At 42.9% G+C, this 16,628-nt stretch carries 13 protein-coding genes and 3 pseudogenes; 9 read left to right on the top strand and 7 right to left on the bottom strand.

Annotated elements, in window-relative coordinates:
• Window positions 1-1,005: HD domain-containing phosphohydrolase (locus F0232_RS11520; RefSeq protein WP_171750789.1), on the bottom strand; the 1,005-nt coding region annotated here is incomplete at its 3' end.
• A 273-nt stretch (window positions 1,006-1,278) separates the two neighbouring features.
• Here F0232_RS11520 and F0232_RS11515 point away from each other — a divergent pair.
• Window positions 1,279-2,151, top strand: a complete 873-nt coding sequence (locus F0232_RS11515; protein WP_061031586.1) for an alpha/beta fold hydrolase — start codon at window positions 1,279-1,281, stop codon at window positions 2,149-2,151.
• 87 nt (window positions 2,152-2,238) lie between these two features.
• Here the strand turns inward: F0232_RS11515 and F0232_RS11510 are convergent, their stop codons facing one another.
• From F0232_RS11510 to F0232_RS11500, 3 genes and pseudogenes are all read right to left on the bottom strand, one after another.
• Entirely contained in the window at window positions 2,239-2,871 is a 633-nt protein-coding gene (locus tag F0232_RS11510; RefSeq protein ID WP_105059364.1) for a glutathione S-transferase family protein, read from the bottom strand.
• A 14-nt stretch (window positions 2,872-2,885) separates the two neighbouring features.
• Entirely contained in the window at window positions 2,886-4,088 is a 1,203-nt protein-coding gene (locus F0232_RS11505) for a YbfB/YjiJ family MFS transporter (RefSeq protein WP_105059365.1), read from the bottom strand.
• 807 nt (window positions 4,089-4,895) lie between these two features.
• A pseudogene (locus F0232_RS11500) lies at window positions 4,896-5,491 on the bottom strand (transposase); the annotation flags it as partial.
• A gap of 165 nt (window positions 5,492-5,656) precedes the next feature.
• Between F0232_RS11500 and F0232_RS11495 the strand changes: the two are divergent.
• From F0232_RS11495 to F0232_RS11460, 8 genes and pseudogenes are all read left to right on the top strand, one after another.
• Window positions 5,657-7,089, top strand: a pseudogene (locus tag F0232_RS11495) (aldehyde dehydrogenase family protein).
• A 9-nt stretch (window positions 7,090-7,098) separates the two neighbouring features.
• Entirely contained in the window at window positions 7,099-8,022 is a 924-nt protein-coding gene (locus F0232_RS11490) for an acyl transferase (protein WP_345778906.1), read from the top strand.
• A gap of 35 nt (window positions 8,023-8,057) precedes the next feature.
• Window positions 8,058-9,125, top strand: coding sequence for an alkanal monooxygenase (locus tag F0232_RS11485; RefSeq protein WP_061031580.1), 1,068 nt, complete (start codon window positions 8,058-8,060; stop codon window positions 9,123-9,125).
• A 26-nt stretch (window positions 9,126-9,151) separates the two neighbouring features.
• The gene (locus F0232_RS11480; RefSeq protein ID WP_105059367.1) at window positions 9,152-10,126 is read left to right on the top strand and encodes an alkanal monooxygenase; all 975 of its coding nucleotides are present in this window, start codon (window positions 9,152-9,154) and stop codon (window positions 10,124-10,126) included.
• A gap of 85 nt (window positions 10,127-10,211) precedes the next feature.
• A complete protein-coding gene (locus F0232_RS11475; protein ID WP_061031578.1) occupies window positions 10,212-11,345 on the top strand; it encodes a long-chain fatty acid--CoA ligase in 1,134 nt (377 codons plus the stop codon).
• 5 nt (window positions 11,346-11,350) lie between these two features.
• Window positions 11,351-12,052: an NAD(P)H-flavin reductase gene (gene fre / locus F0232_RS11470; protein WP_061031577.1), complete on the top strand. Its 702-nt coding sequence runs from the start codon at window positions 11,351-11,353 to the stop codon at window positions 12,050-12,052.
• A 22-nt stretch (window positions 12,053-12,074) separates the two neighbouring features.
• The gene (gene ribB / locus F0232_RS11465) at window positions 12,075-12,734 is read left to right on the top strand and encodes a 3,4-dihydroxy-2-butanone-4-phosphate synthase (RefSeq protein ID WP_061031904.1); all 660 of its coding nucleotides are present in this window, start codon (window positions 12,075-12,077) and stop codon (window positions 12,732-12,734) included.
• 331 nt (window positions 12,735-13,065) lie between these two features.
• Window positions 13,066-13,356 (top strand): annotated as a pseudogene (locus F0232_RS11460) (alpha/beta fold hydrolase); the annotation flags it as partial.
• A 400-nt stretch (window positions 13,357-13,756) separates the two neighbouring features.
• On the opposite strand, the gene F0232_RS11455 reads toward F0232_RS11460, so the two are convergent.
• The 3 genes from F0232_RS11455 to F0232_RS11445 are packed head-to-tail and all read right to left on the bottom strand — an operon-like array spanning window position 13,757 to window position 16,532.
• Window positions 13,757-14,968 (bottom strand): multidrug effflux MFS transporter, encoded by a 1,212-nt coding sequence (locus F0232_RS11455; protein WP_105059368.1) that lies wholly within the window; start codon window positions 14,966-14,968, stop codon window positions 13,757-13,759.
• A gap of 12 nt (window positions 14,969-14,980) precedes the next feature.
• Window positions 14,981-15,652, bottom strand: a complete 672-nt coding sequence (gene grxB, locus F0232_RS11450) for a glutaredoxin 2 (RefSeq protein WP_105059369.1) — start codon at window positions 15,650-15,652, stop codon at window positions 14,981-14,983.
• A 13-nt stretch (window positions 15,653-15,665) separates the two neighbouring features.
• Window positions 15,666-16,532 carry an MBL fold metallo-hydrolase gene (locus F0232_RS11445; protein ID WP_105059370.1) on the bottom strand — a complete coding sequence of 289 codons (867 nt, stop codon included), beginning with the start codon at window positions 16,530-16,532 and terminating at the stop codon, window positions 15,666-15,668.
• Between the last annotated feature and the right edge of the window lie 96 nt (window positions 16,533-16,628).

The raw sequence follows: 16,628 nt of genomic DNA, 5'->3' as shown, positions 1-16,628 counted from the left end.
AGCTTTCTTCGCTCCGACAGCCTTCCTATATGGTCTATCATTTGCCATAGCATCGAAGGTATCTGCAACAGCTATAATCCGAGCCTCAAGTAAAATTTCATTCCTTTTGATTCCATTTGGGTAGCCTGAGCCGTCCAACCTCTCATGGTGCTGTTCGATCATTTCGACGATTGGCCAAGGAAAAATTACTTCATGAAAAATCTTTGCTCCTACTTCTGAATGACTTTGGAGTAACTTGTACTCTGCTGGCAAGAGTTTCCCAGGCTTACTTAAGATTTGAGACGGGATCGTAATTTTCCCGATGTCGTGAACCAAAGCTCCAATGACTAGCCCCTCTTTCACCGAGTCTTCTAATGAAAGTTTATCAGCTATAAGGTCGCATATATGAGCGACATTGCGCTGGTGAGAGGAAGTGTATTCATCACGAATCTCAAGCGCACGGGATATTGCGCCTAACATATTGGTCATAATCGCCATGGAGGCAGAAGAATCAAATTCTAGCTTTTTGTTAGCTAATCCAGATTCGATCTTACTTACCTTTGTTTGTACCTGAGGCCAGATGCTGTTAATCATCCTGTAAAAATAATTTACGAAGTCGTGACTGTATGGTGCGTTGTTGTTGCCTATACCGATGACTGCAACTACGTCATTATTTTGTATTACGGGAAGACTGAAGTGATGAGTTAGTTTTATGTGGTCTATCGGTAAAGAGTCGCCTATGGAATAGTTTGCATCATAGTGGTTGTGTATTACGGGCTTTTTAGTTCTTATACTATCTGCCCATATTCCTGCAGATGACAGTGGATAGTGGCTTACGTAGCTGCAATGGCAATGTTCCAAGACAGAGGTTGACCAAACATTCAATGCGACTTCTTCGTTAGTATGAGAATAGAAGTGGAAATATCCGATATCGCTCTTAGCTTCTTGTACAAAAAAATCGATGAGATCTCGATAGAAGTCATGACTCGTTAAATACTTCTTTCTTGTAAGAAAATCTATACTCATAGCGCTTTTAGTCCGGTAAAGTCGATATTGACTTTAAGTCTAGTTCTTTTTCACGTATTTCATCTGACATTAGCAGAATTTAGGCTGGCTAAGAAAGTATATGTTCTGGCTGAAACTAATATTGGGGCAGAAATGAGTTGGTTAAGTCACCAGCACGGGAGAGGCTTTTATTTAAATCACTATTGACCCGTCTACAACTTCACACTTTATAGTGACTATATTTATTGAGAGGGGCGATTTCTGTGTCCTCTCCAAAGTAAGTAGAGAGACACTATGAAACGTTTAATTCTAAACATCACATTCTTGGTATTCATGGCGCTTGGTAGCATGAATGCCATGGCTCACGATTCAATGGTTAAGTATGGTCTTGCGATATCTCACGATGGTGAGCAAATTGCGTATGCCAAAAGTGGGAGCGGGGATACGGCGCTGATCTTCATTCACGGTTGGAGCTTAGACAGCAGGCTTTGGCAAAACCAAGTAAGTGAGTTTTCAAAGCAGTACCAAGTGATCACTATGGACTTAGCAGGGCACGGTAACTCATCGTTTAACCGCGAAGAGTACACCATGGTTGCATTCGCTGAAGACATCAAAGCCGTAGTCGACAAAGAACAACTCGAATCTGTCATCTTAGTCGGCCATTCCATGGCTGGTGGTGTTATTGCAGAAGCCGCTAAACTGATGCCGAAAAGAGTGAAGGGCATTATTGGTGTCGACACATCGCAAAACGTCGCACTCGCGGTTTCACAAAGCGACCTAGATGCAATGACCAAACCTTTTGAAGCAGATTTCCAAGCGGGCATTGCTATGTTCGTGAAAGACTCGCTACCAAAAGACGTAGACACAGATTTACTTTACTTGGTAACGCAAGACATGGCGTCAGCACCGCCAGCTATCGCGATAAATCAGTTCCGTAATTATCTAGGCCAATACGTGACGGGTGAAGCTCATCGCGTGTATGAGAACGTGAATGTGCCAGTAATATTAGTTAACGCTCGCCTATGGCCAACAGATTCAGAAGCTAACAAGAAACACATCAAGGATTACAGCATTTACTACATTGAAGACTCAGGCCACTTCCCAATGCTAGAGCAACCACAGCAGTTCAACACAACCCTGATGAAAGCGGTCAAGTCAGTGAAGTAGGGGGGGGAATCACTCTATAGATAAAACGAAGGCCTCGCGTGTGCGAGGCCTTGTTAGTCTTGTTCAACACAACGCAGTTCAAAGCGATTAAGAATTTTTGTATTCGCAATAGTTAAGCTTTTTTGAAAGCGACTCTAGGCTAAGTTTTGCCAATGTGTCTTTAAAAGGCGAACTGTGTAAGGCAGTCGTGAGGATGTCGCACTCTTCTGCTGAAAGCAAATTAGCATGCCTGAATAAGACGTAATCTAATGCGATGTGTAGGTACAATGTTGAGAAGTCAGGTTTGAGCAAATCATCATTGCTTTTCAACTGCCTGATAAGTCCTTTAACGCTTCTTTCAATACCTTCCTCTCCCCTAATCGTTAGCACGTTTTGCTCAGCTTCGAAGCGGCTCAATGCAGCGCATCGAAATGCTACTTCCATCAACGTTTTGCTTACTCCCAATAACGATATGCGTTGAGTGTCGCTAGCCTTGGTCGCTGCTAGCTTTTCTGTTGGGTATGCTTGCATGAGGAACTCGCAGATCGTTAAGCTCTCGGTCAGTGTAACCCCATCACTGGTTTCTAGAACAGGAATGGTACTAAATGGATTAACTGCGACCAATGTGCTCGGTGTTTGCCACGGGTCGACCCATTCAAGAACCATTGGAGCATCACATAAATAGGCCGTTGCCAGCACTGCCCTGGAGAATGGCGAGGTGTCGTTTAAATACAGTTTCATGAGCGATTCCTTTGCTAAGAACTTGTTTGAGCAGTGTTTAATGTCTGCTGTTTGGTTGATGTAAATGCGATGCAGAGTATCGACAAAATCAGTGCACTCGCGCTGATCATAAATAACAGGTTATAACTGGTGAGTTGAGGGGCGTAGTGAGCCATAACGAAGCCGACTATTCCTTGCGATATAGCAAACGCCATTGTCATTGCTCCCCAAGATTTCGTATGGAGTTGTGTCCCAACGATTTCTAGGGTGTAGGTTGATACCAGTGTTACGGTGCCCGGCGTAAACATACCGACCAACAAAGATGAAGCAAAAAGTGCTGTTTCACTGGTGCTTAAGAGTGGAAGAGCAACCCCGGCAGCTTTGCAAGTAAACGCCGCTAATAGTGCTTTTTTAAGTCCAAACTTATCACCTAATATACCGGTTACTATTGGTCCAATCGCTGCTCCTATACCAAAAACAGCCCAATAAAACCCACCGCTCGCAAAACTCATTTTTAGCTCTCGAACAATATAGTCGACCCAGAAAAGAGTATGAGGCAGATAGCCAATAGCGTTGAAGGTATAGGCTAACAGTACACAGCTAACACTGATACGCTCATTCTTAGATAAGGCATCAAACGTCGATGGACTTTTATCACAATGGTTTGGCGTAACCTCAAGAGACCAAGCGTTCCACGTTAGGACAGTTGCAACGAAAGCGATCGCTCCCATACCTAACCATGCACTCTCAACGCTTTGGTAGATAAGTAAAGGTATGATGGTTCCTGAAATCATCGCGCCAATACCGATGCCTGAAAACACGACGCCACTGATTCTTGCTTTCATTTCGTGAGGGTGAAGGCTGGTGATCACAGGGGGAGCGAGTACCATGAGTATCGCACCGGATACACCAGCAATAGTTCTAAGTGTTAAAAACCATTCAAAGGGGGCAGACTTTAAGGCACAACCAAGATAACTGAAGCTACTTAGCAATAAAGAGGCACGTATGAGTGTGCCTGTTGAATAATATCTTTGTAAAAAGCTCGAAGCAGGTGCTCCGAAAATATAGCCAATCAGTGTAGCTGCGCCGAGTATGGAGGCATCTTCGCTTGAGAACCACCCACTTTGAATGAGCACAGGCATTAATGCTATATAGGCAAAGCGGCCAATACCATTCCCAACTAGTGTTGCTGCGAGCCCAGCGAAGGTGCTGCGGTTTAATAGCTTTACGTGCTGCATATCTCGTACCGTTGGTTTTCGTTTGTAACAATACGCTAACATTTAAGGCTGAGCTATCTAAGATGAGTTTTTACTCTAATGCTTAAGGTTTGATGACAACTTACATTTTCTGTAAGTGTCAGATTGGTCATTTACATTTTCAATCTCTCGTTGGCAATGGGAAAGGGGAGGAACTGAATACCGATCGTTATGTGTGCTGAGATACATTGAGCGACAAAGAATGTTCTCCCCCTCGAACGTACTTCTCAAGAGAGCGGTTAACTTGATTTGAGGGGGAGCTAGAGGGGGAGGTTTTGGTTTAATAGACTGGTCAGATACAACCTTGATGAAAGTGATGAAGTCAGTGAGGTAGGGCGGTTGTGATCATTCTATGAATAAAACGAAGGCCTCGCGTGTGCGAGGCTTTTTTAGATCAGGAAACGGATGCTAACTTATTATTGGACAGAAGCTTGTTAGCAATCTTGCTAAGCTAGCATAATCTTAATTAGTTGAGGTAACACGAAATCGCTTACACTCATGCGTTGTATCACCGGTATCACTGAGTAGTGAGAATCTAAAAAGGAATGTTCTATTTTCATAACGGCCCCTAAATTATCTAATGACATGATCCTTCATGTTAATACGCCTGCTAACGACTTTTTTCCTTCAAACATACCTATTCGCTCTTTTAACTGAAGAACTTTACTGCCACCCCAAAGGAGCTTATTACCATGTTTTCAATATTCCAACCTGGTGACAAGAACTCCTCATAGTGGCTCTGTTTCCTAATTCGAGTTCAGGTATAAACTCGCCTAATATGGAGAATTGTTAGGCGATTACTATCGCTTTAGGCATACCTAGAACAGTGAGCTTGTTTAACGCTTTGATCATGGCGTAAGTTTCGCCGACTGGGGCGTTGTAATTTCTTAAACTTAATGTCCCTCCGAGCAGTTTCTTCACACGGAACATCGACGTTTCTGAGAGTGAGTGTTTATGATAGCCATCCCTCATTTTCCAATACTTATTGGAACCGTATAGCTTCTAACAACTGACCGCTAGATTGTGAGGATGGCTGCGTTCCCAGAAGGCAGATCCTTCCCACGGGAGGATTAGTGGGACTGATCGTTTGATACGAATAGCTTCATAGCATGACCTTGTTTCGTAAGCTCCATCGCCAGATATCTCATTGTTTCTTTGGTGGGTCTTTTTGAGTAAGTTAGGTAGCACCTCACCGTCGCTCACATTCGATAGAGTCGCCGCTTCCCGTCAGTGCCATGCTTTTTTGCTCGCTTACTAATGTATGGATAATGAGGGTATAACAATGGCAGTTGAGCAAGCTTGAAAACAGAATTCATGAATCCTTGCAGACCTCTCAACGGCATTGAAAATACCCGTTTGACTATAAAAACCGTCGTAATCACTATGATTAATAATTATTTAAAGTGGGAACTATTTATAATTATAATCAATTATTGTGAGTGGGAATGTTTTGATATGATTAACGCTTTTGAATATAAGTGGTATTTTCTCTTTCAAATAAATTAACTAACAGATAGGCTTTTTCTAGATAAAGAGGAGTTACCTTTAATATGGAAAAGCATATACCTTTGGTTATAAATGGTCTTGTATGCTCTACGGAGCAAGAAAGTCATGAGATCACTTTTGAAAAAATAAAGTTAAAATAGACTCTCTCAACGCTGAGCATGTTTATCAAATGCTCAGTCAGGATTTTTTGATAGATTTAGATATAAATAATATTGTAAATTTCCTATATACAGTGGGACAACGATGGAAGAATGAAGAGTATTCGAGAAGAAGAACGTATATTAGGAATCTAATTACCTATTTGGGTTATTCACCACAAATGGCAAAATTAGAGGCCAATTGGATCGCAATGATTCTATGCTCTAAAAGTGCGCTATATGACATTGTGAATACTGAGCTCGGGTCAACACATATTCAAGATGAGTGGTTACCACAAGGAGAGTGTTATGTAAGAGCATTTCCTAAAGGGCGATTGATGCACTTGCTCGCAGGTAATGTCCCGCTCTCAGGTGTGACCTCGATATTGCGCGGTATTCTAACTAAAAACCAAAATATCGTTCGAATGTCGGCTTCTGATCCTTTTACAGCACATACTTTGGCGATGAGCTTCATTGATGTTAATCCAGAACACCCGGTTTCTAAGTCACTTTCCATCGTTTATTGGCCCCATAAAGCTGATACGACAGTTGCGGAAGAGCTCATTAGCCATATGGATGCGGTTGCCGCTTGGGGAGGGCGTGATGCGATTAATTGGGCGGTTAAGCATTCGCCTTCACATATCGATGTTTTGAAGTTTGGCCCTAAAAAAAGTTTTACGGTCTTAGATGAGCCGACCAACTTAGATGAAGCGGCGTCTGGCGTTGCTCACGATATTTGCTTCTATGACCAGAATGCTTGTTTCTCTACCCAGAATATATACTTTTGTGGAGACAACTACGAAGCTTTTAAGGATAAGTTAGTAGAAAAATTATGTCTTTATGAAAATATTCTCCCGAAGTCTAGGCAAAGTTTTGATGAAGAGGCTTTGTTTTCATTCACTCGATTAGAGTGCCAATTCTCAGGTCTCAATGTTATATCTGAACCAGATAATAAATGGATGCTAATAGAATCAGACGCTGGTATTGAATATAACCACCCTCTAAGGCGTTGTGTCTATATTCACAGGATAGAAAAGGTGGAAGACGTTGTTGAGTATATTGATAAACATCAAACTCAAACTATTTCTTTTTATCCTTGGATTTCTTCAATTAAATACCGAGATATATTTGCTAAAAAAGGTGTTGAGCGAATAGTTGAGTCAGGGATGAATAATATATTTAGAGCAGGCGGTGCACATGATTCGATGCGACCATTACAGCGTTTAGTTCGATTTGTTTCGCACGAAAGACCATATAGTTTCACCACCAAGGACGTGCCCGTAGAAATAGAGCAAACCCGATTTCTTGAAGAAGATAAGTTTCTAGTTTTTGTCCCTTAAATAAGGAAGTTGATAATGAAAAGTCAATGCAAGACTATTTCTCACGTGCTGAACGTGAATAATGGTCAGAATATTCACATCTGGGAAACACCTCCGAATAAGAGTGTTCCCGCTAAAAACAATACCATTCTTATTGCTTCTGGGTTCGCTCGGAGAATGGATCACTTTGCTGGTCTCGCAGAATACCTGTCTGAAAATGGGTTCCATGTATTTCGTTATGACTCACTTCATCACGTCGGTTTGAGTTCTGGCACTATCGACGAATTTACGATGACCACCGGAAAAAACAGCTTATGCAATGTTTATCACTGGCTACAACAAAAGGGCATTTCGAACATCGGACTCATTGCCGCAAGTTTGTCGGCTCGTGTGGCTTATGAGGTTATTGCTGATCTTGATTTGTCTTTCCTCATTACCGCTGTTGGTGTCGTCAATCTGCGTGACACGCTGGAAAAAGCACTTGGGTTTGATTATCTAAGTTTACCGATCGATGAGTTACCAAACGACCTTGACTTCGAAGGACACAAGCTTGGTTCTGAAGTATTTGTTCGCGACTGTTTTGAGCATCATTGGGATACTTTGGAATCTACGCTGGCCAAGGTCGCTCATACCTCTGTTCCATTAATTGCATTTACCGCCAACAACGATGATTGGGTAAAGCAAGATGAAGTCTACGGAATGCTAGCCCAAATTAGCAGTGGCAATTGCAAGCTGTACTCCCTGCTTGGGAGCTCTCACGACTTGGGTGAGAATTTAGTTGTCTTACGTAACTTTTATCAATCTGTGACGAAAGCCTCGATCGCAATGGATGATGGCAGTCTCGAAATCGATGTTGATTTTATTGAGCCTGATTTTGAGCAGCTCACCATCGCGACGGTCAATGAGCGCCGTCTAAAAGCCGAAATCGAAAGCCGCACGCTAGAAATAGCTTAATGCTTATCTGCAACACCAATAAATAAGGAAACGTTATGAAATTTGGAAATTTCCTTCTCACTTATCAACCACCTGAGTTAGATCAGACACAAGTGATGAAGCGATTGGTTAACCTTGGCAAAGCCTCCGAAAGTTGTGGCTTCGATACCGTTTGGTTATTAGAGCATCACTTTACTGAGTTCGGTTTATTGGGTAACCCATATGTTGCTGCTGCGAACTTACTTGGTGCGACTGAAAATCTTAATGTTGGTACCGCTGCGATTGTGTTACCAACGGCGCACCCTGTCCGACAAGCTGAAGATGTTAACTTGCTTGATCAAATGTCGAAAGGGCGATTCCGCTTCGGTATCTGCCGCGGATTGTACGACAAGGACTTCCGAGTGTTTGGGACTGATATGGATAACAGCCGTGCACTGATGGATTGTTGGTATGACTTGATGAAAGAAGGCTTTGAAGAAGGTTATATGGCCGCAGATAACGAGCATATTAAATTTCCTCGTGTACAGTTAAACCCTGCTGCGCACACCAAAGGTGGCGCGCCTGTCTATGTGGTTGCTGAATCAGCGTCTACAACGGAATGGGCCGCACAGCGAGGGCTACCAATGATCTTAAGTTGGATCATTAATACGCATGAAAAGAAAGCACAGCTCGATCTTTACAATGAAATCGCGGCGGAGCATGGCTACGACGTTACCCAAATTGACCACTGCCTATCTTACATTACCTCGGTTGATCATGACTCAGAGAGAGCCAAAGAAATTTGCCGAAACTTCCTTGGCCATTGGTATGACTCTTACGTGAATGCCACCACCATTTTTGACGACTCCAATCAGACCAAAGGGTACGACTTTAACAAAGGTCAATGGCGCGATTTTGTTTTGAAAGGTCATAAAGACACGAATCGTCGTATTGATTACAGCTATGAAATCAATCCAGTAGGCACGCCTGAAGAATGCATCGCAATTATCCAGCAGGATATTGATGCTACGGGCATCAACAACATTTGCTGCGGCTTTGAAGCTAACGGTTCAGAAGAAGAAATCATCGCATCCATGAAGCTCTTTCAATCTGATGTGATGCCATACCTCAAAGAGAAACAGTAATAATTATTTTCGATAAGGAAAGGGACATGAAATTTGGATTATTCTTCCTCAATTTTTTGAACTCAAAACAATCTTCAGATCAAGTCATTGAAGAGATGTTAGATACCGCTCATTACGCCGACCAGCTTAGCTTTGATACTGTTGCTGTGTATGAAAATCATTTTTCGAACTATGGAGCCGTTGGGGCACCGTTGACGGTTGCGGGCTTTTTACTTGGTATGACTCAAAATCTCAAAGTGGCCTCTTTGAATCATGTCATCACCACTCATCACCCTGTCCGCGTTGCCGAAGAAGCTTGCCTGCTTGACCAGATGAGTGAAGGGCGTTTTGTTTTTGGTTTTAGTGATTGCGAAAAAAGTTCGGATATGCGCTTTTTTAATCGCCCGACCGATGCGCAGTTTCAGGTATTTGATGCATGTTATGAAGTCATCAATGATGCTTTTTCAACGGGTTATTGCCACCCTGAGAACGATTTTTTCAGTTTTCCAAAGATTTCTGTAAATCCACATGCTTATACCGAAGGTGGTCCTGCTCAGTTTGTGAATGCCACGAGTAAAGAAGTGGTCGAATGGGCAGCGAAGCGAGGTCTTGCTCTTGTGTTTAAGTGGGATGATTCCAATGCTCAGCGCCAAGAATACGCGATGCTCTACAACGACGTTGCTAACGAGCACGGTGTAGATATAGCGAAAGTGCGCCATAAGCTAACTCTTTTAATCAACCAGAATATTGATGGCGACCAAGCAAGAGCTGAAACGCATGAGTATTTAGCAGAATATGTTCGCGAGTCTTACCCAAATAGTGATTTCTCCACAAAAATGTCCGAATTGTTGTCTGAAAACGCCATTGGCACCTATGAAGAAAGCACTCAATCAGCCCGTATCGCAATCGAGTGTTGTGGTGCTTCTGATGTATTGATGTCTTTTGAGTCAATCGCAGACACGACGCAGCAAAGAGCGGTTATCGATGTTGTGAATGCCAACATTGTGAAATACCACTCTTAAGATCATACCAGCACATAAAGGGGCTACATTGACGCCCCTTTCTCCATCTCTATGCGCAATCGCGCTTATTTATATAGGCATTTATATGGACGTACTTTCAGCGGTCAAGCAGGAAAATATCGCGGCAAGCACAGAAATCGATGACTTGATTTTTATGGGCACACCACAGCAGTGGCCTTTGCAGCAACAGAAGCAATTGACTTCGCGCCTTGTTAAAGAAGCGTACCGGTATCATTATCAAAATAATGAGGATTATCGTCATTTCTGCCAAACATTAGGTATGAAAGAGGACGTATCTGACCTCAACGATATCCCTGTTTTTCCAACTTCAATCTTCAAACTAAGAACGTTACTGACAGTCGAAGACGCTGACGTTGAGAATCGATTCACAAGCAGCGGTACTAGTGGAATAAAAAGTATTGTTGCCAGAGACCGATTGAGCATAGAGCGCCTGCTTGGTTCGGTCAATTTCGGCATGAACTATGTTGGTGATTGGTTTGATCATCAAATGGAGTTGGTCAATTTAGGCCCGGACCGCTTTAACGCCAATAACATTTGGTTCAAATATGTGATGAGCTTGGTCGAGCTGCTTTATCCAACAGCTTTTACTGTGAACGAAGATGAAATCGATTTTGAAGCAACGTTAGAAAACATGGAGAGGATTAAGAAAAAGGGTAAAACCATTTGTCTTATTGGCCCACCTTATTTCATCTACCTGCTTTGTCATTTTATGCGTAAACAAGGGCGAGAATTCAATGGTGGCAGCGATCTTTACATAATTACGGGTGGAGGCTGGAAGAAGCATCAAGACCAATCTCTCGATCGAGAGGCTTTCAATCAACTTCTGTTTGAAACATTTAACTTAGACAGTTCCCAACAGATCCGAGATACCTTCAACCAAGTGGAGTTGAATACTTGCTTTTTCGAAGATAAAGAACATAAAAAAAGAGTACCACCCTGGGTGTTTGCGAGAGCCTTGGATCCCATCACTCTTAAACCTTTGCCAAATGGGGAACCGGGGCTAATGAGCTATATGGATGCGTCGGCGGTGAGTTATCCCTGTTTCTTGGTCACCGATGATATTGGCATCGTGAGAGAGGAAGAGGGAGAAAGGCCAGGGATAACGGTCGAAATCGTTAGACGGGTAAATACGAGAGGGCTAAAAGGGTGCGCACTGAGTTTGTCTCAATCGATTATGACTAAGAATGTGAAGGGGTGAATGTGATGTTATGTACGGTAGAAAAAATAGAACCACTTACCAGCTTTATATTCCGGGTAGTATTGAGACCAGATCAACCATTTGATTTTAGAGCAGGGCAATACATCAACCTCAGTTTAAATTGTGGCGATGTACCACTTTCTATTGCCTCTTGTCCTTTTGAAGGTGATTTTTTAGAACTTCATATTGGAGGGTCAAAGCTTAGTGATAAAAATATTCTTGTTATTGATGAGCTTACCGATGCTTGGCTTAGCGCTCAAAAAATCAAAGTGAGTGAGCCCAGAGGTGACGCTTGGCTGCGCAGTGAGAGTGCAAAACCATTATTGCTTATTGCTGGCGGCACAGGTATGTCATATACAATGAGTATTTTGAGAAACTGTTTACAGCATGGGTTTACACAACCGATTTACATCTATTGGGGGGCAAAAGATATGAACAATTTGTATGTGCATGATGAGTTGGTTGATATTGCTTATAAAAACAGAAATGTTAGGTATGTTCCTATTACTGAAGTCTCAAGCTCTCCGCAATATTCAAAGCAAGGGCGGGTTCTAGAGTGTGTGATGAGTGATTTCAGGAACCTATCTGAATTCGATATCTATTTATGTGGCCCTGGCAAAATGGTTGAGTCCGCTCGGACAGAATTTTGTAAAGAGAAAGGTGTAGAGCTAGACCAACTTTATTCCGATGCATTCGCTTATTTATAACAACCTTCAAGGAGATGAAATCATGGAGTCTACGTCACTTTTAGAAGAGTTTGGTAATCCTCTGCAAAGAGTCGAACGAGCTATTGAGGCGCTTAAACATGGCAATGGTATCTTATTGATGGATGATGAGAACCGCGAAAATGAAGGTGACTTGATCTTTTCTGCTCAATACCTGACAGAGCAACAAATGGCGCTGATGATCAGAGAGTGCAGTGGAATCATATGTTTGTGCCTAACTCAAGAGCGAGCGAACTCGTTGGAATTGCCTCCTATGGTGGAAGATAACCGAAGTAAAAACCAAACGGCTTTTACGGTGTCAATAGAAGCTAAAGAGGGGGTTACAACAGGAGTATCAGCAAAGGACCGTGTGACAACAGTAAAAACAGCGATCCATTTTGGTGCTCAACCGGAAGATCTTGCGAGACCGGGACACGTTTTTCCTTTGGTTGCTAAAAGCAATGGCGTCCTGGCCCGTCGAGGTCATACAGAAGGGACTGTTGACTTAATGCAGCTCGCTAACCTTGTCCCATTTGGTGTGCTTTGCGAGCTTACCAACTCAGATGGTACTATGGCAAAACTGGCTGAAACCATTGTGTTTGCGAAACTTCACAAAATGCCCGTTCTGACGATAGAAGACATCGTTGAGTATCGAAATACATCGTGCTACAAAAAGAATGGATAACTTATAGTAGGGAAGAGCCCTGAACAGGATGCGAATGAATAGATGCACTAAATAGGAAAGGATCAGGAATAAATTGTGAAACAGGTTGTTTCACAATTTAGCGACAAGCTGTTGCCAATTTGACAGCGACCAGTGGCATTACTCAGCTTTATCTAAAAGCAAACAGGCTCTAAGAAGGTTTGGGGCAGAAATGAGTTGGTTAAGTCACCAGCACGGGAGAGGCTTTTATTTAAATCACTATTGACCCGTCTACAACTTCACACTTTATAGTGCCTATATTGATTGAGAGGGGCGCTTTCTGTGTCCTCTCCAAAGTAAGTAGAGAGACACTATGAAACGTTTAATTCTAAATATCACACTCTTGGTATTCATGACGCTTAGTAGCGTGAGTGCCATGGCTCATGATTCAAACGTTAATTATGGTATTGCGATATCTCACGATGGTGAGCAAATAGCGTATGGCAAAAGTGGGAGTGGGGATACAGCGCTGATCTTCATTCACGGTTGGAGCTTAGACAGCAGGCTGTGGCAAAACCAAGTGAGTGAGTTTTCGAAGCAGTACCAAGTGATCACTGTGGTTGCATTAGCCGAAGACGTGAAATCGGCAATCTCTTCTGATAGATAGAAAACCAAAGGCCTCGCATTGCGAGGCTTTTTAGATCAGGAAACGGATGCTAACTTATTATTGGACAATTATGAGTCAGCTGTTTTACTAAATTAGCATTCAACGGATTAGGTGAGGTATTGCAAAGCTTCAGATTGAATTGCTACGGTCATTTAATCTATTACGTGTTTCCCAAATCACATAACCACCAGATTTATGGTGGTTATGTGAACCAAGACATCTATACCTAAATGACTTGAAGTTGTAGATAGGCGGCAGACGAATGAATCCCCATGAGCCTCGATAAACTTGGTGGTAGGGGGGAGGGGGGGGGAAATAAGTGCAGTCAACACCACCACAACTTTAAGTAGAACGGGTAAAGCACCTAATTGCTTTATGCTCATCAATTTCAAAGCGATTAATTTAACCTTGAGTTAGTTCTATGTGCGGTTCGGTTATCTACCGTGACTAACAAAACTGGTAGCAATGACAACAGCATGACGATGGCCAGTGTAGAGATACTACTAACCCCAAAAAGTCCCGATACAGCGACAAGCAATGCTCCTCCAATCATTCTGAAAAAACCATCGATAGATGTTGCCAAGCCAGCACAATATTTAAAGGGCTCAAGCGCAAGAGATGTAGCAGAGCCAGATAAGAGGCTGAAGCCTGCTGCTCCCAATGCCGATAAAGCAAAGAACAGATAAGTAGCATTAGAGCTAATAAACAACAAACCCATTCCTCCGACAGTGATAACAGTGGCACCAAATCGTACAGTATTCCTGCGGCCAAACGACCTCATCAATCTAGGCGCAATAAGGCTAGCAAGTATTTGAACTCCTCCGATCATGCCGAACATAAGAGAGAACTGCACTTGAGAAAATCCACCCTCACTAATTGCAACAATTGGAGCTACCGAAATGTAAGTCAGCAGCGCACCAAAACTGAACATGTTAGTCAGTGAATACACCAAAAATGTACGATTGGTTAATATATCGCGCACGTTACATTTAAGCGCCTGCATGTCTTTTACATTAACCGCGTCTTTTACATTAACCCTAGCCTTAACACTCTTCTTAGATTGAAGTGCGATAGCTGACATAATAAACAGCAACAGAGCCAAACCAGCCATGAGATAGAAGCCACCTGTCCACCCCCACAAAAGAGCCAACCCACTGCCAATGAGCGGTGCAATGGTTGGCACTGCACTGGTTACACCGCCCATATAGCTTAACCACTTACCTGCAACGTCACCTTCGTAGTTGTCTCGAACCCAAGCCATGGCGGTGATCATAGTGAATGAAGCGCCTACACCTTGCAGGGCTCGCGCTGCGTATAGCATCTCTAAAGAGGAAGATGCCACAACCAGCAAGCTACCTGCTGCATACATAATTAGCCCAAGCATGGCCGAGAACTTACGCCCCTTGCGGTCTGAAACTGGGCCCGCAATGAGTTGACTCACACCCAGAGCCAGAACGTAAATCGAAATAGTCTGTCTTATTTCACTCTCAGAGACAGCAAAAGCCTCGATCATCTGTGGAAAAGATGGCAAGTAGACATCAATAGCCAGTGGCCCCAAAGGTATGAGTGAAAAAATAACCAGCAGTTGGAAAAACTTGTTACCTGCCATCTTAAACTCCCATTACTGACTGATTGGTGGATACAACGACATTCCAGAGCGTGATGCGATGAAACTAACAAAGCTCATCATGCGTTCACTCATTTCAAGTTCAGCGACCATTGTGTAGTTTCGCAGCTCAGAAAATGCAGCAATGTCGTCAATGTTCAACTTGCGCTCCCCAGAGACAAGAGCATCAATATCGAGCAAGGAATCCAGCTCTTCCAAGAGTTGTTTAAGCTCCGGAAGGTACTCTTCTGTTCTCTCCAACGCCTGCTCAATGGATTGGCCTAATGCGTCTTTGCGTGACTCAACAAACATACTGAGGGCGTCTGGCGTAGACAGCTCAGGGAGGTTAAGTTGTGGCATGCGCGGGTACAAAAGCTGTGCAGAGCTCGGGTAAAGCCGCTTTAGAAGGTTGTTCAATGCTTCTGATACTTCGTAACGGGTGAACATGGGTTCATCTTGTTGATCTAGGTAGCCGATAATGTCGAGGCTCTCAACCATAACCGTATGCTTACCATCATGCTGTCGCTGTTCAAGCACAGGGACAGTCAACCTATCTAGTTTCCCCTCTAACGATTCTGGCAATTGCCCCAAAGTCATAGGGCTAATTTCACAATCAATATTTTTAAGCCCAACAAAGGTCTTAACACGAATACAAAATGGGCAGCTATCAAATACATGCAGTTTCATCATTTGCACCCTATTAATTACCATGCCAAATTGAGTAAGCCATGCGCTCAACATGAGCAGGCAAATGTTCCTCATAACCATTCCAATGGCTGAATTTAGGCAGCTTTATCGACTCTTTTAATTCATCAACAGATTTACCCTCTTGTAGCCCTTTCCAAACCGCATCGAATAGAGCCTGAGCAAACTCTTCACTCTCTTCTAGCAGTTCTGGTGAATCGACGGGGATATGACCATTTATGATGGTGTCAAATTCTAGCTCTTTACGTACGCGCTTAATCGTATTCAATGTGGCTACGTAATCCTGCTCAATTAAACGCCCAGAACTCACTAGGTATTGAGGCAAGTGCCAATCTACTGCAACTAATACTTTGTCTTCAGGCATGTGAACAATACTCATGCAATTACCGTCATTCTTACCGTAGTAGTGTAGGTCGACGTTTTTTCCGCCTAACGAAACCGTCATGCCATCTTTGTAAGTGGTCGTTGGATATGCCACCTTATCTTCTAAGTCGCGAGAAAGAAGGTCTGAACAATTTTCTTGAGCGATGAATTCTGCGCCTTGTTGTTCGAAGATCTTACCGCCACGGGAGTGGTCAAAGTGATCATGGGAGTAAATGACTTTTTTGACTGGCTTATCTGTCACTTTACGGATCTCTTTCATCATTTGTGCAGAGCGAGCATCGCCTGAAGGATCAGTAATAATCACGCCTTCGTCGGTAACAACGACCATGCTGTTATAAAAAAACTGGGAATACTGATAGATACCTTCTTTTAGTTCTTTTAATACTGGCTTCGATGGGTCAAAACCATCGGTCGCACTAGCACTTGCGACCATGCCTAGCGTCAGAGTTAAAGTGGTCAGTTTTGAAGTAATAGACATTGTTCTTTCCTTTCATCATTGAAGATGAAGTAAAAGATAATTAACATTAACAAATAGAACAATACAACCAAAAGTAACTTAACTTAATACTATAGG

Origin of the sequence: Vibrio sp. T3Y01, from assembly GCF_013114525.1 — a bacterium.
Classification (GTDB): Bacteria; Pseudomonadota; Gammaproteobacteria; order Enterobacterales; family Vibrionaceae; genus Vibrio; species Vibrio chagasii_B.
This window is presented reverse-complemented; position numbering and strand designations above follow the sequence as displayed.

What these genes read in the sequence shown, in the direction of transcription:
- F0232_RS11515 (WP_061031586.1), top strand. Translation starts at nt 1,279, where the DNA reads ATGAAACGTTTAATTCTAAACATCACATTCTTGGTATTCATGGCGCTT.
- F0232_RS11510 (WP_105059364.1), bottom strand. Translation starts at nt 2,871, where the DNA reads ATGAAACTGTATTTAAACGACACCTCGCCATTCTCCAGGGCAGTGCTG.
- F0232_RS11505 (WP_105059365.1), bottom strand. Translation starts at nt 4,088, where the DNA reads ATGCAGCACGTAAAGCTATTAAACCGCAGCACCTTCGCTGGGCTCGCA.
- F0232_RS11485 (WP_061031580.1), top strand. Translation starts at nt 8,058, where the DNA reads ATGAAATTTGGAAATTTCCTTCTCACTTATCAACCACCTGAGTTAGAT.
- F0232_RS11480 (WP_105059367.1), top strand. Translation starts at nt 9,152, where the DNA reads ATGAAATTTGGATTATTCTTCCTCAATTTTTTGAACTCAAAACAATCT.
- F0232_RS11475 (WP_061031578.1), top strand. Translation starts at nt 10,212, where the DNA reads ATGGACGTACTTTCAGCGGTCAAGCAGGAAAATATCGCGGCAAGCACA.
- fre (WP_061031577.1), top strand. Translation starts at nt 11,351, where the DNA reads ATGTTATGTACGGTAGAAAAAATAGAACCACTTACCAGCTTTATATTC.
- ribB (WP_061031904.1), top strand. Translation starts at nt 12,075, where the DNA reads ATGGAGTCTACGTCACTTTTAGAAGAGTTTGGTAATCCTCTGCAAAGA.
- F0232_RS11455 (WP_105059368.1), bottom strand. Translation starts at nt 14,968, where the DNA reads ATGGCAGGTAACAAGTTTTTCCAACTGCTGGTTATTTTTTCACTCATA.
- grxB (WP_105059369.1), bottom strand. Translation starts at nt 15,652, where the DNA reads ATGAAACTGCATGTATTTGATAGCTGCCCATTTTGTATTCGTGTTAAG.
- F0232_RS11445 (WP_105059370.1), bottom strand. Translation starts at nt 16,532, where the DNA reads ATGTCTATTACTTCAAAACTGACCACTTTAACTCTGACGCTAGGCATG.